Source organism: Bradyrhizobium sp. 27S5 (assembly GCF_037217225.1).
In the GTDB taxonomy this organism is placed as follows: domain Bacteria; phylum Pseudomonadota; class Alphaproteobacteria; order Rhizobiales; family Xanthobacteraceae; genus Bradyrhizobium; species Bradyrhizobium septentrionale.
The window spans coordinates 277,023-296,467 of sequence record NZ_CP147714.1; the positions used below are offsets into that span (position 1 = coordinate 277,023).

Here is a 19,445-nt window from a genome sequence, read left to right on the forward strand (position 1 = left end):
TGCGGTGCATTCCCGCGCCCCGGCCTCCCGTCCAAGCACAGGTGCAGAAAGCAGAAAGGGCGGCCCGAGGGCCGCCCTTTGCGCCAGATCGATTGGATGGATCAGTTCGCGGCCTTGTTGCCTGGCTTGTCGACCGCGGCCTTGTCGCGCGCGGCCTCAGGCGCCGGCGTCGTCGCGCTGGAGGTCGACTTGATGCCGTGCAGCAGGTCGTCGGCCATCTTCAGCGCCTTGTCGTCCTTGGCATCCGGCGGCACATAGGACTGCGAGCCGGTCTTCTCGTCGCCATCGTTCTTCAGATGGCCGCGCAGCGAGGCCTCGCCCTTGGTGTCGGTGCGCGCCTTCAGCTCTTCCGGCACGTCCTGGAGCACCTCGATGTCGGGCACGATGCCCTTGGCCTGGATCGACTTGCCCGACGGCGTGTAGTAGCGCGCGGTGGTCAGGCGCAGCGCGCCGTTGCCCGAGCCGAGCGGGATGATGGTCTGCACCGAACCCTTGCCGAACGAGCGGGTGCCGACCAGCGTCGCCCGCTTGTGGTCCTGCAGCGCGCCGGCGACGATTTCGGAGGCCGAAGCCGAGCCGCCGTTGATCAGCACGATGACCGGCTTGCCCTTGGTCAGGTCGCCCGGATGGGCGGCGCGGCGCTGGGTTTCCTCGGCATTGCGGCCACGGGTCGAGACGATCTCGCCACGTTCCAGGAAGGAATCGGACACCGTGACCGCTTCCTCGAGCAGGCCGCCGGGGTTGTTTCTGAGGTCGATGATGTAGCCCTTCAGCTTGTCGCCGATCTGGCCCTGCAGATTGGCGACCTCCTTCTTCAGGCCCTCGGTGGTCTGCTCGTTGAAGGTGGTGATGCGGATATAGGCGATGTCGTCGGCCTCGACGCGCGCGCGCACCGAGCGGACCCGGATGTTGTCGCGCACCAGCGTGACGTCGATCGGATTGTCCTGGCCCTTGCGGATGATCTTGAGCTTGATCTTGGTGTTGACCGGACCGCGCATCTTCTCGACGGCCTGGTTCAGCGTCAGGCCCTGCACGGCCTCGTCGTCGAGATTGGTGATGATGTCGTTGGCCATGATGCCGGCCTTCGAGGCCGGGGTGTCGTCGATCGGCGAGACGACCTTGATCAACCCGTCTTCCATCGTGACTTCGATGCCGAGGCCGCCGAACTCGCCGCGGGTCTGCACCTGCATGTCGCGGAAGCTCTTGGCATCCATGTAGCTCGAGTGCGGATCGAGGCCGGACAGCATGCCCGAGATCGCGGATTCGACCAGCTTGGAGTCATCGGGCTTCTCGACATAGTCGCTGCGCACCCGCTCGAACACGTCGCCGAACAAATTGAGCTGGCGGTAGGTGTCCGACGTCGCGGCGCGCGCGCTCGATCCCATCAGCACCGCGCGGGGCTGCGTGACGAAAAGCGTCAGGGCCGCGCCGGTGGCGGCGCTAAGGAGAATTACCGAAGTCTTGCGCATCATCCGCGAACCTTTTCGCCTTCATTTGCGGCCCACCATGGACCTGGATCGATTGGAGTGCCGTCTTTCCGGAACTCGACATAGAGCACTGGCTGGCTCGCATTGGTCGCGAGAATGGATGCAACTTGGGACGTCGACCCCATGGTCGCAACCGGCTCCCCCGTAAGTACAAACTGGCCGATGTTTACCGAAATACGCTCCATCCCGGCGATCAGGACATGATACCCGCCCCCGGCATTGAGGATCAAGAGTTGTCCATAGCTGCGGAAGGGACCCGCGTAAACAACCCAGCCGTCACACGGGGTTGTGACCTGCGCGCCCGGCTTGGCTGCCAAAGAAATGCCTTTTTGTACGCCGCCAGCGCCGTCGGAACCGCCAAATTCGCGAATCTTGGTGCCATTCACGGGATAGGAGAACAGGCCTTTGGCCGAGGCAAAGGCGACCGCCGGGCTGAGGCGGGCGGGGTCCTTCAGGGCCCCCAGATTGGGCTTGCCGTTAACCGTCGCGGGCGCCCCCTGGAGGCTGGCCGTGGCCGCAGCCTTGGCCGCGCTCTTGAGGTCCTGTTCCATCTTGGCGATCAGGCTCTGCAAATTGTCGGCCTGTTTGGACAGCGTAATGGCGCGGGCGCCTTCCGCCTCCATGTCCTTTTCGGCCGCGCTCTGCTGCCGCTGCCGTTCGTCGACCAGCGCCGCAAGGCGGGTCTGATCTTCCCTGAGCTTGTCGCGGTCGCCGGCCAGCGCGTCGCGCTCGGTCGAGATCGTCTTGCGCAGCGCCACCAGTTCGCCGAGGTCGGCGGCAAGCTTCTCCGCGCGAACGCGCAACTCCGGCACCACGGCGCCGAGCAGCATCGCGGTGCGCAACGATTGCAGCGCATCCTCGGGCCGCACCAGCAGCGCCGGCGGCGTGCGCCGCCCGGCGCGCTGCAGCGCGGCCAGCACCTCGATCACCTCGGACCGGCGTGAATCCAGCGAGCCGCGGATTTCACGCTCCCGGCCGTCGAGCGCCTGCAAGCGTGCCTCGGCGTCCGCGATCCGCGTCTCGACGCCGCGCACCTGGCCGGCAATGTCGATCAGCTGCTGGTTCAGCTCGCTGCGGTCCTGGCCGATCGCGGCGATGTCGGCTTTCAGCTTCTCCTGCAGCTCGGTCGCCTTGCGCTGCTGTTCGCGTGCGGCCTCGAGCTCCTGCTCGCGCTGTTTGATGGCATCGGGCGATGTCTCCGCCGCGGTGGCCTGCTGCGCCGGCGGCGCGGATTGTTGCGCTGGAGGTGTCGCTTGCGCGTGCGCCGCTGTCAGCGGATACGCAGCGAACATGGCGATCGACAACGGCAGCGACGCCGGCAACCAGAAGCGGCGCGCGGTGCCGAGATACGAAGCCAAATACGAAGCTGTGTCCCGCTTGTGCTGCATCCGAGTGCGTTCAGCGCTTTCGACTGTCCGTCGCCGCGCCTCAGGCGCGGTGATAGGGGTGGCCGGCCAAAATGGTTGCGGCCCGATAAATCTGTTCCAGAAGCATGACGCGGACCATTTGGTGCGGCCAGGTCGCGGAGCCGAATGCAATACGCAACGAAGCCTTGCGCTGCAATTCGGGCGAAAGTCCGTCGGCGCCGCCGATCACGAAGACAGTATGCGCCAATCCCTCGTCGCGCCAGCGGCCGAGCTGCTGGGCAAAGCTTGTGCTGTCGATGCTCTTGCCGCGTTCATCGAGCGCCACCAGCGCGTGCTTGTCGGGCAGCAAAGCCGAGATCGCCGTGGCCTCTTCGGCGATGCGCGCGGGCGTGTCGCGCGCGCGGCTCTCCGCAATCTCATGAATGTCGAGGCCGCGAAAGCCGAGCTTGCGGCCGATATCCTCGAAGCGCTCGCGATAACGCTCGGCGAGCTCCCGTTCCGGGCCCTGTTTCAGGCGGCCGATGCAGATGACGACGAGGCGCATCAACGCAGACTAGCTGCGCTGCAGCCGATTCGCATCGGCTTCGATAGGCCTTAGACCGCCGCGACCGCCGGGTTCTGAGTCCACAACCGCTCGAGATTGTAGAACTCACGCACCTCGGGTCTGAACACGTGCACGATCACGTCGCCGGAATCGATCAGCACCCAGTCGCAATTGGGCATGCCCTCGACATGGATGCTTTTGACCCCGTTCTCCTTCAGGCCCTTCGTCACATTTTCCGCGATCGCACCGACGTGCCGGTTCACCCGGCCGGTGGTGACGATCATGTAGTCGGAATATGCGGATTTGCCGCGAAGGTCGATGGTGACCGTCTCTTCCGCCTTCATATCCTCGAGGCGGGAGAGGATCAGGCTCAGCGTCTTGTTGGCATCCGGTTTGTCGGCATCCGGTTGCGCCTGCAAGGCCGCGGTTTTCGTCGATGTTTTACGCGCAGTCTTTGGAACCTTGGGTAAAACAGACTTGGACAATACAGATGTGGCCAGGGACCATTCCTTTCACTGTATCGCGGGTGCCGAATCCTCGGCCCCACGCACCATATTACGCATGTGGGGTTAATGGTTTCAATATTCCAGTAACCCTTTTGCGCTTCACGCCGTTCTCCAGCTCCCGTCCGGGTTCCGCAGTCCGGTCGAAGACAGATTGGATTTCATTCCTGTCAGGAACACCCAGGCCGGGGCCTGCTGATCGGCCAGCCGGGTCGCCTGATTTTCGGGCAAGCGATAGCGCATGAGCGCCTGCGCCGCCGGTGCGGCAAGGGCGCGGAAGCTCTGGGGCGGTCGGTCGATCACGGCAATCGGCACGTCGGAGGCGATGCGCCGCCAATCTTTCCAGCGATGAAATTGCGCGAGATTGTCAGCGCCCATGATCCAGACGAAGTGCACGCCGGAGACGCGGCGGCGCAAGTGGATGATCGTGTCGACAGTGTAGCGGACACCAATGACAGCTTCGAGACAGCTGATGTCGATGCGCGGATCGTCGGCGACGCGGCGTGCGGCCGCGGCTCGCTCGGCGAGCGCGTGCAATCCATCATGGTTCTTCAGCGGATTGCCCGGTGTCAGCAGCCACCACACGCGGTCGAGCTGCAATCGCTTGAGCGCGAACTGACTGATGGCGCGATGCGCGGCGTGCGGCGGATTGAACGAGCCGCCGAGCAGCCCGATGCGCATGCCGTTGGTATAGAACGGAAGCGCCTGGGCTGCGGAGTGCGGCACGGTCGAGGGTTGCTGCAATGGTCTACCGTGCGCGTGCGACAATGGTCACGGCCGTGTCTGCCCGGTGCCGTGGACGCGGTACTTGAAGCTCGTCAACTGCTCGGCGCCGACCGGGCCGCGGGCGTGGAATTTGCCGGTGGCAATTCCGATCTCCGCGCCGAAGCCGAACTCGCCGCCGTCGGCGAACTGGGTCGAGGCGTTGTGCAGCACGATCGCCGAATCGACTTCGTTGAGAAATTTTTGCGCGGCAGCGATATCCTCCGTCACGATCGCATCGGTGTGATGCGAGCCGTGATTTTGAATATGCGCAATCGCTTCATCGAGGCCGTCGACGATCTTCGCAGAGATGATCGCGTCCTCATATTCGGTGTCCCAGTCCTCGTCGGATGCGGGTTTCACCCTGGCATCGGCGCTTTGCACGGAGGCGTCGCCGCGCACCTCGCAACCGGCATCGATCAACAACTCGACCAGCGGCTTCAGCTTCGTCGCGGCAGCCTTGCGATCGACCAGCAGGGTTTCGACGGCGCCGCAGACGCCGGGACGGCGCATCTTGGCGTTCAGCACGACCGCCTTGGCCATATCGAGCCTGGCGCTGGCATCGACATAAATGTGGTTGACGCCCTCGAGATGCGCGAACACCGGAACGCGTGCTTCCGCCTCGACGCGTGCGACCAGGCTCTTGCCGCCGCGCGGCACGATCACGTCGATGCCACCGTTCAATCCCGTCAGCATCAGGCCGACGGCGGCACGGTCACGGGTCGGCACCAAGGTAATCGCGGCCTCAGGCAGGCCGGCTTCACGCAGGCCCTGCACCAGACAATCATGGATCGCGCGGCAGGAGCGGAAACTGTCGGAGCCGCCGCGCAGGATCACGGCGTTGCCGGACTTCAGGCAAAGCACGCCGGCGTCGGCGGCGACGTTGGGGCGGCTTTCGAAGATCACGCCGATCACGCCGAGCGGCACGCGGACGCGCTCGATGGTCATGCCGTTCGGACGTTGCCAGCTTTCGGTGACGGCGCCGACCGGATCAACAATTTCGCGCACGGTGGCTACGCCGTCGGCCATGCCGGCGACGCGCGCCTGCGTCAGTGTCAGCCGGTCGACGAAGGCAGAGGTCATACCGGCAGCCCGCGCCTCCGCGACGTCCTCGGCATTGGCGGCGAGAATTGCCGCGGCATGCTCGCGGATCGCGCGTTCGATCGCGGCGAGCGCGCGGTCCTTCTGCTCCGGCGGCGTCAGCGCCAGCACGCGCGCGGCAGCGCGCGCCTTGGCGGCGAGGTCGGTCATCAGGGCGGAGAGATCGGCGTTGCCGTCGATCGCCTTCAGGGGCGCGCTCATGGAAGTCCCAGCTTTGGATTAAGGCCATGTTCTAGCATGGCAATTGATGGGTTGGCGAGGCGCGGAACCGGCATGGCAGGTGGGCGGCAGGCCGGGCTTGTCGTCCAATGGCCTACTTGGCCGGGATCGCTCCGGCCGGGCCGATCACCAGATCGTCGCGATGGATCATCTCGGACCGGCCGCTGATGCCCAGAATCGCCATCACGTCAGGCGAGGAGCGGCCCTTGATCTTCTCGGCGTTCTCGGCGTCGTAGGCGACCAGGCCGCGGCCGATCTCATGGGTGTCGGGCCCGCGCACCACCACGGCATCGCCGCGGGCAAACTGGCCGTCGACCCTGATCACGCCGGCCGGCAGCAGGCTCTTGCCGGCGCGCAGCGCTGCGACCGCGCCGGCATCGATGGTCAGCGTGCCCTTCGGCTCGAGCGAGCCTGCGATCCAGCGCTTGCGCGCGGTGACCGGATTGGCCGGGGTCAGAAACCAGGTGCAGCGACCGCCATCGGCGATCGCCTGCAACGGATGCTCGATCTTGCCGGAGGCGATCAGCATATGGGTGCCGGCAGTGGTCGCGATCTTCGCGGCTTCGATCTTGGTGGTCATGCCGCCGCGCGACAGTTCCGACCCGGCCGAGCCGGCCATCGCCTCGATCTCCGAGGTGATGCTCTCGACCACCGGGATCAGCTTCGCGTCGGGATCGACCGCCGGCGGCGCGGTGTAGAGGCCGTCGATGTCGGACAGCAGGATCAACAGATCGGCGCTGGTCATGGTGGCGACGCGGGCGGCGAGGCGATCATTGTCGCCGTAGCGGATTTCGGTGGTCGCGACCGTGTCGTTCTCGTTGATCACGGGCACCGCACGCCATTCGAGCAGCTTTGCGATGGTCGAGCGCGCATTGAGATAGCGGCGGCGCTCCTCGGTGTCCTGCAGCGTCACGAGAATCTGCCCGGCGCCGATATCGTGATGGCCGAGCACCTCCGACCAGATCCGCGCCAGCGCGATCTGGCCGACCGCCGCGGCAGCCTGGCTCTCCTCGAGCTTCAGCGGTCCGCGTGGCAGCTTCAGGCGGCTGCGGCCGAGCGCGATCGAGCCCGACGACACCACCATGATTTCGCGGCCGCCCTTGTGCAGCTTGGCGATGTCGTCGACCAGCGCGGCGAGCCAGGACGCGCGCACCTCGCCGGCCTGCGAATCGACCAGCAGCGAGGAGCCGACCTTGACGACGATGCGGCGAAAGTTCTTGAGCGCGGGGCGTTTCATGGGTTCGGTCTGGCAGGAAGGTGGAAGCAATACGCGCCACAAGGTGGCTTGGGAAGTACAGGTGTTGTTCGGCTGTTGCCGTTCAACCCTGCGGCAGCGGCGTCGCCCACGGCTCCGCCTGAGCCTTGGCCTTGTTGGATACCGGCGCCTCGCCGATCACCTCGACCAGCGTGCGCAGGGCGTCCTGCACGCCTTCGCCGGTCACGCCTGAGAGCAACAACGGCGTCTTCTTCGCCGCCCGCTTGAGGCGGTCCTTCTGCTTCTTCAGCTCGTCGGGCGCGACCGCGTCGATCTTGTTGAGCGCGACGATCTCGATCTTGTCGGCGAGCTGGCCATCATAGGCTTCGAGCTCGGTGCGTACCGTCTTGTAGGCCTTGCCGGCATGCTCGCAGGTTGCATCGACCAGATGCAGCAGCACGCGGCAGCGCTCGACATGGCCGAGGAAGCGGTCGCCGAGGCCCGCGCCCTCGTGCGCGCCTTCGATCAAGCCCGGGATGTCGGCGAGCACGAATTCACGGCCGCCGTAGTTCACCACACCGAGCTGCGGATGCAGCGTGGTGAAGGGATAGTCGGCGATCTTCGGCCGCGCCGCGCTGACCACCGAAAGGAAAGTCGATTTGCCGGCGTTGGGCAGGCCGACCAGGCCGGCATCGGCGATCAGCTTCAGCCGCAGCCAGATCCAGCGTTCCTCGCCCGGCGCACCGGGATTGGCGTTGCGCGGCGTGCGGTTGGTGGAAGATTTGAAATGCGCGTTGCCGAAGCCGCCATTGCCGCCTTCAGCCAGCACGAATTTCTCGCCGAGCTCGGTGAAGTCGTGCAGCAGGGTCTCGCGGTCCTCGTCGAACACCTGGGTGCCGACAGGCACTTTCAGCACGATCGGCTTGCCGTTGGCGCCATGGCGGTCCTTGCCCATGCCATTGGTGCCTTTTGGCGCCTTGAAGTGCTGCTGGTAGCGGTAGTCGATCAGCGTGTTCAGCCCGTCGACGGCCTCGATGATGACGTCGCCGCCGCGACCGCCATTGCCGCCGGAGGGACCGCCGAACTCGATGAACTTCTCGCGCCGGAACGCGACGCAGCCGTTGCCGCCGTCGCCGGAGCGAATATAGACTTTTGCTTCATCGAGGAATTTCATGATGTTCAACTATAGCGTTTTCAAGCGAAGTGGTCGCCGGTTCGCGTGAAGAAAACGCGTCAAAACGAGAATCGAGAGCGCACCGGTTCTGATTTCATCAGGACCGGTGTGCTCTAGTTAGGGCAGGGTGGCCGCTGCGGCAACCCGGAAAGGCCCTGACTTCGGCGAAAAGCCTTAATTGTCGGGCCTTTTTGCGGCCCCTGACGCTATGTTGGCCGGCGCCGGACCAGGAATTTCTGCATTCCTTCGAGCACCAGCTCGCGGCGCTGGTTATGCACGGTCGAGCGCAGCGTCACGACGCCCGTAGTCCGGCCCGGAACGAGCTCGATCACCTCCAGCGCGGGGTAAATGGTATCGCCGGCGTAGACCGGCTTCAGGAACTTGCTCGACTGTTCCAGGAAGCCGATCAGCGACTCCTCGACGACATAGGGGAACAGCCCCGCGCCGGGCGCGGTGTGCACCAGGGTCTGGAAGCCATGGGCGAGCAGGTCGGGCATGCCGCGCGTGCGGCAATATTCGACGTCGTAATGGATCGGATGGGTGTCGCCGCTCGCGGTCTGGAACGCCGCGAACACCGCCGAGGTCTGGGGCCGGCTCGGAATCACGAAGCGCTCGCCGAGCACGAAATCCTCGAACCAGCGCTGCGCGGGGACCATGCGATGCTGGGTGGGGTCGAATTCGCTCATGCGGCGTTTCCTGCTCTCGTTCTTGAAGGGCTGGCCTAGCGGTAGCGCAGCCGCCGCACTGCGACAATTGGTTCGATATGCCCTCGGTGGGGTTGTCCTGCATCGCCACGTCGGTAAAACCGGCAGCAAGACCGGCCCGATTCACGCGCGGCGGCAACAAGACAACAATGAGCCTGTTCGCAAAACTGTCCTCCTATGACGATCGATCGGCGCGGCTCGCCGGCATCGGATTGATGCTGCTGTCGATCTTCATGTTTTCGTTCGGCGATGCGATGGGCAAATTCATCGTCGCCACCTATTCGGTCGGGCAATTGCTGTGGCTGCGCGCCTGCGCGGCGCTGCTCGTGCTGCTGCCGATCGTCTGGCAGCGGCGGGCTGATTTCCTGCATCTGGAGCGGCCGTGGCTGCAATTGCTGCGGGTCACGCTGTCGACGCTTGAGGTCGCCGCCTTCTTCCTGGCGACCGTCTATCTGCCGCTCGCCGACGTCATCACCTACTATCTGGCCGGGCCGATCTTCGTCACCGCGATGTCCGGCCTCGTGCTCGGCGAGCATATCGGCTGGCGGCGCTGGACCGCGATCCTGGTCGGCTTTTGCGGGGTGTTGATCGCGCTGCGGCCGTCGGCGCAGACGATCAGCTGGCCGGCGATGATCGCGCTTGGCGGCAGCCTGTCGTTTGCGGTGCTGATGCTGATCACGCGCTCGCTGCGGGCAACGCCCGATATCGTGCTGGCGACATCGCAATTCGGCGGCACGTTCATCCTGGGCCTTGTGCTCTCGCCGTTCGGCTGGGTGACGCCGAGCGCCGGCAGTCTCGTGCTGTTCTTCACCGCCGGCATCATTTCGGTTGCGGCGCTATTGTGCGTCAATCGTTCGCTAAAACTCGCGCCGGCGAGCGTGGTGGTGCCTTACCAATATTCGATGATCGTCTGGGCGGTGATCTTCGGCTTCGTGGTGTTCGGCGACGTGCCGTCCTGGGCCACCATCGTCGGCGCCGCGATTATCATCGCGGCCGGCCTCTACATCTTCGTGCGCGAGCAGCAGCTCGGACGCGGAGACTCCTCGGTGAATCCGCCGGCGTGATGTTCACCCTCCCCATGGGGGAGGGTGAAGAATCAGCTCTGCCGCCGGGTCGAGTTGTTCCAGCTCTTCAGCGAAGCCCAGACGCCGCGCGACAGCCGGAAGGCATCCACCGGGCTCGATGAGCCCAGCGCCTCGAAGCGGTGCAGCTCGACGCCGCTCCACTGGAAGCCGCACTTCTCGAGGATGTTGCGCGACGACGGGTTGACGACGCGGGCGCCCGCGATCAGTTGGTCGAGATCGAATTCCTCGAAGAAGTAGTCGATCATCGCGCGCGCGGCCTCGGTGCCAAAGCCCTGGCCCCAATGGTCGACGCCGAGCCAGTAGCCGAGTTCGGCCGCGGTCTCCTCGCGCCAGTCGATGCCGACCATGCCGATCGGGGTGTGATTGTTCTCGATCAGGAAGACGGTCTCGCGCCTGCCCGCGCCGAGTGCGCGCACGAAGTCGATGGCGTCGTCCTGGGTATAGGGATGCGGCAGGCGGCGGGTGTTCTCCGCAATGCGGCGGTCATCGGCGAGCCGCGCAATGGCTTTTACGTCCGCGAGCGTCGGCTTGCGCAATGTCAGCCGTTCGGTCTCGAGGACGCAAGCTCTTGCCTCGCGCAAGATCGGCGTCGGGATGTCCTGCAACATGTCGAGCTCCTGTGATGCGACAATCGGTACGCAACGCTTGGAACGTCACGCGCGGTCGAACCGGAACGCGCGCAACGAAAAGGGGAGGCCGGTCATCCCGCCTCCCCTTGGAGCCCTTTGCGACTCCGCCGGTTCAACAGGACCCGGCGGACTCATGTGTGTCCACCGTCTACTCGGCCGCCTCCGCCATCGGAATAACCGATACGAATGTGCGGCCGTTGGCTTTGGCACGGAACTCGACATGACCCTCGACCTTGGCGAAGAGAGTATGGTCGGTGCCCATGCCGACATTAAGGCCAGGATGCCAGGTGGTGCCGCGCTGACGCGCGATGATGTTTCCGGGGATCACGCGCTCGCCACCGAACGCCTTGACGCCAAGGCGCTTGCCCTTGGAATCACGTCCGTTACGCGATGAACCGCCTGCTTTTTTATGAGCCATAGCTCGTCTCCGACTTCGCTTTGATCTCTAGATCAATTCCTTGACGGAATCATTTCACGTTTTGTCACGCTTCAAATCTGAAAACGCGACGATCACTTCTTGTTAGCTCTTGGCCGCGGCCTTCTTGGCCGGAGCCTTCTTTGCGGCCGGCGCCTTTGCGGGCGCCTTCTTCTTGGCCGTCTTCGGTGCTGCGTCCTCGCCATCATCAGCGGGCGCTGCGACCTTTTCCTTCTTCGGCCGCGGGCCGACGGTCGGTTGGGCGTTATCGGCGAGGATCTCGGTGATGCGAAGCACCGTGAGCTCGTCGCGATAGCCGCGCTTGCGGCGTGAATTCTTGCGGCGACGCTTCTTGAACGCGATCACCTTGGCGCCGCGCTTGTGCTGCAGCACTTCGGCCGCAACGGTGGCGCCTGCCACGGTGGGCGTTCCCAGCACCGGCGTGTCACCGCCGAGCACCAGAACTTCGCCTAGCTGCACGATCGTGCCGACATCGCCGGCGATCTTGCCAATCTCGAGTACATCATTCGGAACGACACGGTACTGCCGGCCGCCGGTTTTGATGACTGCGAACATCGTTTGATTCCTTCGTGTTCGGTTCCGGCCTCGGACGGTTAGCCCGGGTCGGCTTTTTGTTCAGTCGCTATGGGTTATGTGTTTCGCGCGAAGGGAATGAATTCCCAAACTGGATCGCACAAAAACGATCGGCGCGAGAAAATCCCCGCGCCGGATGGGCGGACTTATAGCCGCAAACGACGGGGAGTCAAGGTAAAGCAGGGCAAAAACCGGCCAAACATGAAGGGTTTGGCGCGGTTTTCGCCCGGATTTCCCCTCAAGCTGCGGTCTGCGCGGCGGCCCGTGCGTGCCGGCGGATGGTTTGCGGCGGCTGGCCCAGCACCCGCAGGAACGCCCGCCGCATCCGTTCGCGGTCGGCAAAGCCGGTTTCGCCGGCGATTTCGTCCATCGAATGGCGGCCGTCGCCGATCAATTCGCGGGCAGCCTCGACCCGGAGCTGCTCGATCGCCTTGGCCGGCGATTGGCCGGTCTCGGCCCGGAAGGCGCGGCTGAACTGGCGCGGGCTGAGTCGCGCGATCTCGGCGAGTTCCTCCACCGACAGTTCGTTGCGCAGGTGAGCCTTGGCATAGTTCAGCGCGTTCTGGATGCGGTCGGATTTCGGCTCGAGCTCGAGCAGTGCGGAAAACTGCGACTGGCCGCCGGTGCGGCGGTGATAGACGACAAGCTTGCGCGCCACCGAGCGCGCGACCTCGATGCCGAGATCGTGCTCGACCATCGCCAGCGCCAGATCGATCGTCGCGGTCATGCCGGCCGAGGTCCAGATCGGCCCGTCGACGATGTAGATGCGGTCCTGCTCGACCTTGAGCCTGGGAAATCGCGCCTGCAATTCCGCGGCAAATTGCCAGTGCGTGGAAACGCGCCGGCCATCGAGCAGGCCTGCCTCAGCCAGCGAAAAAGCGCCGATGCAGGGCGCGGCGATACGCTGCGACACCGTCATGGCGCGGCGAATATAGTCGGTCAATTCAGGGGATGCCGGATGAAGCTCGTGGCCGGCGCCAATGAACAGCGTGTCGAAGCTGCGATCGCCAAAGGCTTCCGTTTCGACATTGAAGCCGGCGGAAGATCGCACCGGCCCACCGTGCTCCGACAGCAGCGTGACCTCATAGAAGCGCTCGCCTGCGATCAGGTTGGCAACCTCGAAGGCAGTGATGGCGGCAAAGCCCATCACCTGAAACTCCGGGAAGACGACGAAGCCGATCTCCTGCATGGAACCCTCCGACGGGAATCTGTGTCCTAAAAAGGTGTATATATGACATTTGAGACATGCAAGGGGGCCTGTAGAACCTGAGCAGCGGCCAAGACCGGCCGTCTAGGTCAAACAGGAGACCAACATGACCAAGTCAGCCAAGGGAACGGCGCTCGTTACCGGTGCGTCGTCCGGAATCGGTGCCATCTATGCGGACCGGCTCGCACGGCGTGGCTACGATCTGATCCTCGTCGCACGCAACCGTGAGCGCCTCGATGGGCTCGCCAGGCGTCTGTCGGCGGAGACGGGCCGTTCGATCGAGATCGTCGCCGCCGACCTCGCCAAGCGCGGTGACGTTGCACGGATCGAATCCATTCTGCGCGATAACGCCGGCATCAGCGTGCTGGTGAACAACGCCGGCGTCGGTGCAACGGCGCCGCTGCTCGCATCCGATGTCGACAAGATGAGCGACATGATCGCGCTCAATGTCGACGCGCTGATGCGCCTGACCTATGCGGCGGTGCCGGGATTCGTCGCCCGCGGCGGCGGCACCATCGTCAACATCGCCTCGGTCGTCGGCGTCGCGCCCGAAATGCTCAACGGCGTCTACGGCGGCAGCAAGGCCTTCGTGCTGGCGCTGACCCAGTCGCTGCAGCATGAGCTGAAGGACAAGAACATCCGCGTCCAGGCGGTGCTGCCGGGCGCCACGGCCACCGAATTCTGGGGTCTGGCCGGCACGCCGGTCGAGCACCTGCCCAGCCAGATTGTGATGAAGGCGGAGGACATGGTCGATGCCGCGCTTGCCGGGCTCGATCAGGGCGAAGTCATCACCGTGCCGTCGTTGCCCGAGGTTGCCGACTGGCAGGCCTATGAGGCCGCCCGTCAGAAGCTGATGCTGAACCTGTCCCGCAGCGCGCCTGCGGCGCGTTACGCCGTGAAGGCCGCCTGACGCCTTGCGAATTGCCTCCCGCGCCGGCCAAAGCGCCGCGCGGGAAAGCAACCATTTGGGTTCCCCGCCGTTAGTGCTGGGAACCTCAAGCGGGCAGGCAAGGGCTAAATGGCTGACGACGCTGGACTGACCACGGGCATCGCGCACCACGGTGCCGCGCGGCTGCCGTCTGTCGACATCGACAGTTTCAACATCGAGTTGAAGGACGACGAGGGTTTTCTCGGCGATCGCGCCTCAAAGGGCGCGTTCCGCAAGATCCTGGACCGCTGGCGCAAGCCGCTGCGCAAGTCGGACGAAGATCCGTTCGGCGACGAGCCGTCCGACAAGATCAGCAAGAAGAAGCTCGATGAGCTGCTGGTCGGTGACGACACCGAGGCCTCCGCGGTCGTGCACAGCGCGATCGAGGAGTTCGCGCAGGAACTCGCCTACGTGACGCGGCGCTTCCTCAACACCAAGGCCTGGGCCAAGACCGAGCGCATCGTGGTCGGCGGCGGTTTTCGCGACAGCCGGCTCGGCGAGCTCGCCATCGCGCGCACCGACATCATCCTGAAGTCGGAGGGTCTCAAGGTCGATCTGGTGCCGATCCGCTTTCACCCCGATGACGCCGGCCTGATCGGCACGCTGCATCTGGCACCATCGTGGATCTTCGAAGCCCATGACGGCGTGCTCGCGGTCGATATCGGCGGCACCAATATTCGCTGCGGCGTCGTCGAGACGCGCTGGAAGAAGGAGCCGGATCTCTCCAAGGCAACGGTCTGGAAATCGGAGCTGTGGCGCCACGCCGACGACGAGCCGACGCGCGAAGGCGCGGTGAAGCGGCTGGTGAAGATGCTGAAGGATCTGATCGCCGCCGCCGAGAAGGAGAATCTCAGGCTCGCGCCATTCATCGGGATCTCCTGTCCCGGCGTCATCAAGGAGGACGGCTCGATCGAGAAGGGCGCGCAGAACCTGCCGGGCAATTGGGAGAGCAGCAAATTCAACCTGCCGGCGAGCCTGGTCGAGGCGATCCCGCAGATCGGCGATCATGACACCGCGATCGTGATGCATAATGACGGCGTGGCGCAGGGATTGGCCGAGGTCCCGTTCATGCAGGATGTCGCGCGCTGGGGCGTGCTGACGATCGGAACCGGGCTCGGCAACGCCCGCTACACCAATCGCAAGAAAGACAACGGCAAGGACGACAAGAAGGCCGAGAAAAAGGACAAGGACGACGAGGACGACAAGAGCGAGAAAAAGGCCAAAAAAGCCAAGAAGGCCGACGCCTGAGCGATGCCTGAACCTCGCCTGTGTCGGCCGATCGCGCGGTAAGGTTGATCGGTTAGGTTAAGATCGGGTTCGCGTTGCCGTTTCGGCGTCGGCCGCTACCGTGACCCGTGTCGCTCCCGCCGACCGGCGAAGCCGCACTTCCCGGCCGGCATTTTTGAGAAGCGGCACGGGACCGCCAGTTTTTGTCGCGTCCTGGCGGTCCCACCACTTTCTACCTCCAATTGATCCGTCCGAAGAAGCCGGCGATCTCGGCGGCCGCGCCGTCGGGGTCCTCGCGATGCGGGAAATGCCCGACATCGGGAAACATCTTCAGGTCCGGATTGGAGAAGGTCTCGCCCAGCCGGTCGGTCCAGCCATAGGGAAACAGCGGATCGTGCTCGGCCCAGCGGATGCAGGTCGGCACGGTGATCGGCGGCAGCGCGGGGGCCTCGCCCTGCATCATCTTCACGCGCCCCGCATGAGAAGCGCGATAATGCGCAAAGCCGCCGGCGAGGTTGCCGGGCTTGAAGAAGTTGTCGGCGAAGTCTTCGATCACGTCGTCGAACGCAGCCTTGCGATGCGCCCAATTGTGCAGGAAATGGCCGATGTAGATGCGGCAGGTCTCGCGGCTGGCGCCGACCAGCGCGGGCGCCATCTCCATCTGGTGGAACGACTGGTACCAGATGTGGTTGAGCCGGTCGGGTGCGGCCATCCGGGGGCCGATGCCGGGATAGACGAAATCGAAGAAAAACAGACCGGCGATGCGCCCGGGCGCCTTGCGGGCGAGCGGCTGCATCACCGCGCCGCCGACGTCGTGACCGACCACGCCTGCCTTCTCGATGCCGAGCGCGTCCAGCAGCGCCAGCATGTCGTCGGTATGCTGATCGGGGCCGTAGGAGCCGTTGGGCTTGTCGCTGTCGCCGAAGCCGCGCAGGTCGGGGGCGATCAGGGTGTAGCGGTCGGCCAGACGCGCCATCACCGGCTTCCAGGTCAGCCAGAATTCCGGCCAGCCGTGCAACAGCAGCAGCGGCTTGCCGCTCCCGGTCCGCGCGACGTGGAACGCCGCGCCATTGGCCCGAATCGTCGCATGCTCCATGGTCCGCTCCTGCTCCCTCTGGTGCGCCCGCGCGACGATCGAACCAGAACCGCCCGCTAGCGCTTTGTTTCCGCGCGCTTTCTTGCATCACCCCCGGTGCTTCGATGAGACGAGGCGCCGGTGACGGAAATATTATTGCAGCGCCTTGTCTGGCCCGCCATCCTCGCCTAGAACACGCCCCGACCGCGGGTGGCGCAAATCACCCGGGCCATCGGAGAGGTGGCAGAGTGGTTGAATGCACCGCACTCGAAATGCGGCATAGGTGCAAGCCTATCGGGGGTTCGAATCCCTCCCTCTCCGCCATCACTCTATATATTTCAATTAGTTAACTGGCTTTGCGGCATCTACGCACAATTGACTGCACAACCAAGTTTAGAGCGAGCGGGGGTTGCGATGGGCTACTTCGATGAGCTTCGCAAAGGTTCGGCATTCCACCGTTCTGATATCAAGACCGACCGCACTTTCTCTATCAGCGCCGCCGACGAGAGCCTCGACGCCATGGCTGCTTTTCAGCGCATGGTCCAGGATGCTTTCCGCCATGAAGGCGAGGACGGTTACCGAATAACGACCGCGAACCGGTACACGCAACACTCACTGCCGGGCCATGAAGGGCAAACTGTCTACGACTTCTTGGTGATCACACGGGACTAAAGCCGCGTGTGGAATCGCCGCCGGGACGCGTATTTCGAGCCCGGCGGCGTTACTTTTGCGAACTCTCCAGTCAGCTCCGATCAGGTGAATCGATGCGGTGCACAACCGCCATTATCGGCCGAGTGCCGTCCATCGGCTTCCCCTCGAACAGGAAGTCGGTGACGAGTTGCTCCGCCAATCGCAGCACCGCCAGCGCGTCCTCGCGGTATTCGGGCAGCTGGCAGGCGATCTGAATTGCGTGGCGCCGATGCCATGGTTGGCTCCTGATGAGCTTTCATGTCGTCGCTCCCGCCAAGTCCGGCGTCAGCGTATCGATGCCGAGCGACCCCAGCACGGCGCGGGCGCGCTCGGGCAGCGGATCCTCGTCAAAGAACGGCATGTAAGCGCGCCTTTCGTTGAGTGGCTCTTGAAGGGAGGCCTCTCGTCTTTCTCGCTCGCACACGACCCTAACCGCGTCATCAAAGATAACGTAATTTCTCGCGAAATTGGGTTCGCGATAGAGGACCCAACTGACCGTCTGCAGTTCCTGCACGAGGAAGCTCTGGTACCTCGTTAGCAGGCCGGCTTCGGTCAGCTTCCCATCCCGCTCCAGCGCCCCCGGGTTTTTCTGAGCAGTTCGCATGAGGGCGCTGCGAGCCCTGTTCTCCGGATCGAGCGCCCAATTCTCCGGCGGCTTGTAACCCGCAGCGGTGGCCAGCGAGACTGCGTCGAGGGCCACCGAAAACGCTACTAACTGGCGCTCCATCAGCAAGTGATGACGAGAGCTCTCCGAGATGCCACCCTCGAAAGCGACGGATGCCGCCGCCTTGAGAGCCAGCTCCTCGAAGTTGACCGCCCCGACTTTGCCGACGTCCAACTGAGCCGAACGGTAGAGATGCTGAGCCCGCTCCCTGGCCTCGAGCGACGCATCAAGACCGAGTTCGTCCCGTACTTTTCCAGACCTTCGGTACCACTTCTTTTCCGCCCGACCTGGCGGGGGGCACGGGTTTTTCGTCTCCCATTCGCGCCAAGTCTTGAACGCCGCGCTATGCACTGCGTCAGTTTCTCTTAGCGCGTAATAAGCCTCCTCCAACGTCTTGATCGCATCGCGCAATTCTGGGCGAGCGGTGTCAACGTCAAAGGCTTTTGGCATCTCCGCCGATTCTGCCGGCCGCGGCTCCCCGACGACGGCCGCGCCCGCGAGAGCCGCACCACTCACAAACATATTCATGACTGACCTCCGGTTCATCCCAGTCCCGCCGGAGGGAATCTGCGACACGCCGGATGGTTCACCGTCGTTTTTGACTCCCTGCCCTGCGATTGGGCCGCTATCGGGAGTCAAAAGTGACGACGACAATTGTTCAGCGCCCGTGGCGCTATTGCTGGTTGCCTTCATGATTGCGCCCTCCGTTAAACCGTCTCGAGGATGCGGCAGACGGCGGCAGCGCCACCATCTAAGCGGCGCGGATGGTCAACGTCGACCATTGCCGGGCTAAGCCCATCGTCCTCGGCGGCCCTGAAGGCGGCGCGCAGCACGGGGTCCTGGAAAAGCGAAGACAGGGGTTTTGTGGTATGATTTGAGTCAGCTCTCGCCATGGGTAACTCCTTGGCTTGGGTTAGGACCGGATGGGAAGTTGGCGCTTCCCTCCGGTCTGCATATGTGATGTATGCGATATATACGCTTGTCAATACCGCATATGCGCTATCACAGGACCTTGAATGCCCAGGCCGGAGCTTTACCCCATCAAAAAGGTCATCGGATTCGACCAAGAGATGATCGATGCAATCGAAAAATGGCGTGCAAAGCAGCACCCCATCCCGAATGTTTCGGACGCGATCCGCCGCCTCGTCGAAATTGGGCTGAGGGCGAAGAAATGAGCCGGGACGATTTCAGAAGAGATATGGAAGCATGGCTTGCCAGCGAGCAGGCCAATGAGGCAGCGGAGTACGCTGCGCGAGGTCGAAAACATCAATCGCTATCGATTGATGATCTGATTGCTGCCTGGGTCCAGGCCTTCCGGAGATTGGCAGCAAAATTCCAAGACGGGAACCTGCGCATCGCTGAGGTCGATCTTCGGTCAGAGCTCTTGCTGCGAAACATCGATCCACCCTACGATTTGGTCAAGGACGAACTTGGTCGGCTGACCAACGCAGCTGCGGATGCGATAGAGGAGCTTCAGCTAGAAGATCCTGGTCATTTCGATCGGGTCAATGAGGAAATCGAAAACGACGTGGCCACATTCCGGGCTGAGCGAGAGAACAAAAGCTAGCGCCGTCGGTTAAGCGACACGACACGGCCCGACGTCGTTGGCCTTCGCGGCGTCGGCGGTTGTGGCCTCAGCGGGTTGTCCGGAACGAACCTGATCGCCGCCAAGAGGTCGGCAAAGGCTTGCCGATGCCGGGCGATGGCGTCCAGAGCCGGATCCACGGGTGGCTCGGCCGAAAGCGCGGGAGCGCCGGCCAGGGCGGCCGCGGCGGCGGTACCGGCGAGAAACCGCCGTCTCGATGTGAGGTTTAGCCTTGAAGCGCGGCAAGTGGGCGGACCATCACCGGCTATGGCGGCGGCACATATATTGGG

22 protein-coding genes and 1 tRNA gene are annotated in these 19,445 nt (G+C 64.0%); 7 read left to right on the forward strand and 16 right to left on the reverse strand.

Features of this window, described 5'->3' with window-relative positions; all coding sequences use genetic code 11:
• Window positions 1-101: 101 nt before the first annotated feature.
• The 9 genes from WDM24_RS01340 to WDM24_RS01380 form a co-directional block, all read right to left on the reverse strand.
• A complete protein-coding gene (locus WDM24_RS01340; RefSeq protein ID WP_029081348.1) occupies window positions 102-1,472 on the reverse strand; it encodes a S41 family peptidase in 1,371 nt (456 codons plus the stop codon).
• Window positions 1,469-2,875 carry a murein hydrolase activator EnvC family protein gene (locus WDM24_RS01345; protein WP_338830153.1) on the reverse strand — a complete coding sequence of 469 codons (1,407 nt, stop codon included), beginning with the start codon at window positions 2,873-2,875 and terminating at the stop codon, window positions 1,469-1,471. The genes WDM24_RS01340 and WDM24_RS01345 overlap by 4 nt, the downstream gene beginning before the upstream one ends.
• 40 nt (window positions 2,876-2,915) lie before the next feature.
• Window positions 2,916-3,398 (reverse strand): 23S rRNA (pseudouridine(1915)-N(3))-methyltransferase RlmH, encoded by a 483-nt coding sequence (gene rlmH / locus WDM24_RS01350; protein WP_338830154.1) that lies wholly within the window; start codon window positions 3,396-3,398, stop codon window positions 2,916-2,918.
• Window positions 3,399-3,448: 50 nt separating this feature from the next.
• Complete coding sequence (gene rsfS, locus WDM24_RS01355; RefSeq protein ID WP_029081351.1) at window positions 3,449-3,817, reverse strand: ribosome silencing factor; 369 nt, start codon at window positions 3,815-3,817, stop codon at window positions 3,449-3,451.
• A gap of 186 nt (window positions 3,818-4,003) precedes the next feature.
• Window positions 4,004-4,627: a nicotinate-nucleotide adenylyltransferase gene (locus WDM24_RS01360; RefSeq protein WP_166307839.1), complete on the reverse strand. Its 624-nt coding sequence runs from the start codon at window positions 4,625-4,627 to the stop codon at window positions 4,004-4,006.
• 45 nt (window positions 4,628-4,672) lie between these two features.
• The gene (locus WDM24_RS01365) at window positions 4,673-5,965 is read right to left on the reverse strand and encodes a glutamate-5-semialdehyde dehydrogenase (RefSeq protein WP_166300630.1); all 1,293 of its coding nucleotides are present in this window, start codon (window positions 5,963-5,965) and stop codon (window positions 4,673-4,675) included.
• A gap of 112 nt (window positions 5,966-6,077) precedes the next feature.
• On the reverse strand, window positions 6,078-7,220 hold the full coding sequence (proB, locus tag WDM24_RS01370) for a glutamate 5-kinase (RefSeq protein WP_166213303.1): 1,143 nt from the start codon (window positions 7,218-7,220) through the stop codon (window positions 6,078-6,080).
• Window positions 7,221-7,302: 82 nt separating this feature from the next.
• Window positions 7,303-8,352: a GTPase ObgE gene (gene obgE, locus WDM24_RS01375; protein ID WP_338830155.1), complete on the reverse strand. Its 1,050-nt coding sequence runs from the start codon at window positions 8,350-8,352 to the stop codon at window positions 7,303-7,305.
• 206 nt (window positions 8,353-8,558) lie between these two features.
• A complete protein-coding gene (locus WDM24_RS01380) occupies window positions 8,559-9,038 on the reverse strand; it encodes a MaoC family dehydratase (protein WP_338830156.1) in 480 nt (159 codons plus the stop codon).
• A gap of 167 nt (window positions 9,039-9,205) precedes the next feature.
• On the opposite strand from WDM24_RS01380, the gene WDM24_RS01385 reads away from it, so the two are divergent.
• On the forward strand, window positions 9,206-10,120 hold the full coding sequence (locus WDM24_RS01385; RefSeq protein WP_166300636.1) for a DMT family transporter: 915 nt from the start codon (window positions 9,206-9,208) through the stop codon (window positions 10,118-10,120).
• A 32-nt stretch (window positions 10,121-10,152) separates the two neighbouring features.
• Here WDM24_RS01385 and WDM24_RS01390 read toward each other — a convergent pair whose 3' ends face one another.
• The 4 genes from WDM24_RS01390 to WDM24_RS01405 all read right to left on the reverse strand — a co-directional run bounded on the left by WDM24_RS01390 (window position 10,153) and on the right by WDM24_RS01405 (window position 12,968).
• Window positions 10,153-10,749 carry a GNAT family N-acetyltransferase gene (locus tag WDM24_RS01390; protein WP_338830157.1) on the reverse strand — a complete coding sequence of 199 codons (597 nt, stop codon included), beginning with the start codon at window positions 10,747-10,749 and terminating at the stop codon, window positions 10,153-10,155.
• Between the two features lie 169 nt (window positions 10,750-10,918).
• Window positions 10,919-11,188, reverse strand: coding sequence for a 50S ribosomal protein L27 (rpmA, locus tag WDM24_RS01395; protein WP_166300640.1), 270 nt, complete (start codon window positions 11,186-11,188; stop codon window positions 10,919-10,921).
• A gap of 102 nt (window positions 11,189-11,290) precedes the next feature.
• Complete coding sequence (rplU, locus tag WDM24_RS01400; RefSeq protein ID WP_338830158.1) at window positions 11,291-11,761, reverse strand: 50S ribosomal protein L21; 471 nt, start codon at window positions 11,759-11,761, stop codon at window positions 11,291-11,293.
• A gap of 256 nt (window positions 11,762-12,017) precedes the next feature.
• Entirely contained in the window at window positions 12,018-12,968 is a 951-nt protein-coding gene (locus tag WDM24_RS01405) for a GlxA family transcriptional regulator (protein ID WP_338830159.1), read from the reverse strand.
• 124 nt (window positions 12,969-13,092) lie between these two features.
• Here WDM24_RS01405 and WDM24_RS01410 point away from each other — a divergent pair, with 124 nt between their 5' ends.
• Both WDM24_RS01410 and WDM24_RS01415 read left to right on the forward strand, forming a co-directional pair.
• A complete protein-coding gene (locus tag WDM24_RS01410) occupies window positions 13,093-13,896 on the forward strand; it encodes an SDR family oxidoreductase (RefSeq protein WP_338830160.1) in 804 nt (267 codons plus the stop codon).
• 108 nt (window positions 13,897-14,004) lie between these two features.
• Window positions 14,005-15,162, forward strand: a complete 1,158-nt coding sequence (locus WDM24_RS01415) for an ROK family protein (RefSeq protein ID WP_338830161.1) — start codon at window positions 14,005-14,007, stop codon at window positions 15,160-15,162.
• 211 nt (window positions 15,163-15,373) lie between these two features.
• Here the strand turns inward: WDM24_RS01415 and WDM24_RS01420 are convergent, their stop codons facing one another.
• Complete coding sequence (locus tag WDM24_RS01420; RefSeq protein WP_338830162.1) at window positions 15,374-16,237, reverse strand: alpha/beta hydrolase; 864 nt, start codon at window positions 16,235-16,237, stop codon at window positions 15,374-15,376.
• 213 nt (window positions 16,238-16,450) lie between these two features.
• Between WDM24_RS01420 and WDM24_RS01425 the strand changes: the two genes are divergently transcribed.
• Both WDM24_RS01425 and WDM24_RS01430 read left to right on the forward strand, forming a co-directional pair.
• Window positions 16,451-16,540: transfer RNA gene (locus WDM24_RS01425), tRNA-Ser, on the forward strand.
• A 90-nt stretch (window positions 16,541-16,630) separates the two neighbouring features.
• Entirely contained in the window at window positions 16,631-16,888 is a 258-nt protein-coding gene (locus WDM24_RS01430) for a hypothetical protein (RefSeq protein WP_338830163.1), read from the forward strand.
• 274 nt (window positions 16,889-17,162) lie between these two features.
• Here the strand turns inward: WDM24_RS01430 and WDM24_RS01435 are convergent, their stop codons facing one another.
• The gene (locus tag WDM24_RS01435; RefSeq protein ID WP_338830164.1) at window positions 17,163-18,263 is read right to left on the reverse strand and encodes a hypothetical protein; all 1,101 of its coding nucleotides are present in this window, start codon (window positions 18,261-18,263) and stop codon (window positions 17,163-17,165) included.
• Between the two features lie 323 nt (window positions 18,264-18,586).
• Here WDM24_RS01435 and WDM24_RS01440 point away from each other — a divergent pair, with 323 nt between their 5' ends.
• Complete coding sequence (locus tag WDM24_RS01440) at window positions 18,587-18,745, forward strand: hypothetical protein (protein WP_338830165.1); 159 nt, start codon at window positions 18,587-18,589, stop codon at window positions 18,743-18,745.
• Window positions 18,742-19,137: a hypothetical protein gene (locus WDM24_RS01445; protein WP_338830166.1), complete on the forward strand. Its 396-nt coding sequence runs from the start codon at window positions 18,742-18,744 to the stop codon at window positions 19,135-19,137. The genes WDM24_RS01440 and WDM24_RS01445 overlap by 4 nt, the downstream gene beginning before the upstream one ends.
• Here WDM24_RS01445 and WDM24_RS44295 read toward each other — a convergent pair.
• Complete coding sequence (locus WDM24_RS44295) at window positions 19,134-19,439, reverse strand: twin-arginine translocation signal domain-containing protein (protein ID WP_414645800.1); 306 nt, start codon at window positions 19,437-19,439, stop codon at window positions 19,134-19,136. The two genes, WDM24_RS01445 and WDM24_RS44295, sit on opposite strands and share 4 nt — an antisense overlap.
• Window positions 19,440-19,445 lie beyond the last annotated feature (6 nt).

Coding starts and splice junctions, on each gene's coding strand:
- WDM24_RS01420 (WP_338830162.1), bottom strand. CDS start 16,237: ATGGAGCATGCGACGATTCGGGCCAATGGCGCGGCGTTCCACGTCGCG.
- WDM24_RS01415 (WP_338830161.1), top strand. CDS start 14,005: ATGGCTGACGACGCTGGACTGACCACGGGCATCGCGCACCACGGTGCC.
- WDM24_RS01430 (WP_338830163.1), top strand. CDS start 16,631: ATGGGCTACTTCGATGAGCTTCGCAAAGGTTCGGCATTCCACCGTTCT.
- obgE (WP_338830155.1), bottom strand. CDS start 8,352: ATGAAATTCCTCGATGAAGCAAAAGTCTATATTCGCTCCGGCGACGGC.
- rpmA (WP_166300640.1), bottom strand. CDS start 11,188: ATGGCTCATAAAAAAGCAGGCGGTTCATCGCGTAACGGACGTGATTCC.
- WDM24_RS01345 (WP_338830153.1), bottom strand. CDS start 2,875: ATGCAGCACAAGCGGGACACAGCTTCGTATTTGGCTTCGTATCTCGGC.
- rlmH (WP_338830154.1), bottom strand. CDS start 3,398: ATGCGCCTCGTCGTCATCTGCATCGGCCGCCTGAAACAGGGCCCGGAA.
- proB (WP_166213303.1), bottom strand. CDS start 7,220: ATGAAACGCCCCGCGCTCAAGAACTTTCGCCGCATCGTCGTCAAGGTC.
- WDM24_RS01445 (WP_338830166.1), top strand. CDS start 18,742: ATGAGCCGGGACGATTTCAGAAGAGATATGGAAGCATGGCTTGCCAGC.
- WDM24_RS01435 (WP_338830164.1), bottom strand. CDS start 18,263: ATGAAGGCAACCAGCAATAGCGCCACGGGCGCTGAACAATTGTCGTCG.
- WDM24_RS01390 (WP_338830157.1), bottom strand. CDS start 10,749: ATGTTGCAGGACATCCCGACGCCGATCTTGCGCGAGGCAAGAGCTTGC.
- rplU (WP_338830158.1), bottom strand. CDS start 11,761: ATGTTCGCAGTCATCAAAACCGGCGGCCGGCAGTACCGTGTCGTTCCG.
- WDM24_RS01405 (WP_338830159.1), bottom strand. CDS start 12,968: ATGCAGGAGATCGGCTTCGTCGTCTTCCCGGAGTTTCAGGTGATGGGC.
- WDM24_RS01385 (WP_166300636.1), top strand. CDS start 9,206: ATGAGCCTGTTCGCAAAACTGTCCTCCTATGACGATCGATCGGCGCGG.
- WDM24_RS01340 (WP_029081348.1), bottom strand. CDS start 1,472: ATGATGCGCAAGACTTCGGTAATTCTCCTTAGCGCCGCCACCGGCGCG.
- WDM24_RS01410 (WP_338830160.1), top strand. CDS start 13,093: ATGACCAAGTCAGCCAAGGGAACGGCGCTCGTTACCGGTGCGTCGTCC.
- WDM24_RS01365 (WP_166300630.1), bottom strand. CDS start 5,965: ATGAGCGCGCCCCTGAAGGCGATCGACGGCAACGCCGATCTCTCCGCC.
- WDM24_RS01380 (WP_338830156.1), bottom strand. CDS start 9,038: ATGAGCGAATTCGACCCCACCCAGCATCGCATGGTCCCCGCGCAGCGC.
- WDM24_RS01440 (WP_338830165.1), top strand. CDS start 18,587: ATGCCCAGGCCGGAGCTTTACCCCATCAAAAAGGTCATCGGATTCGAC.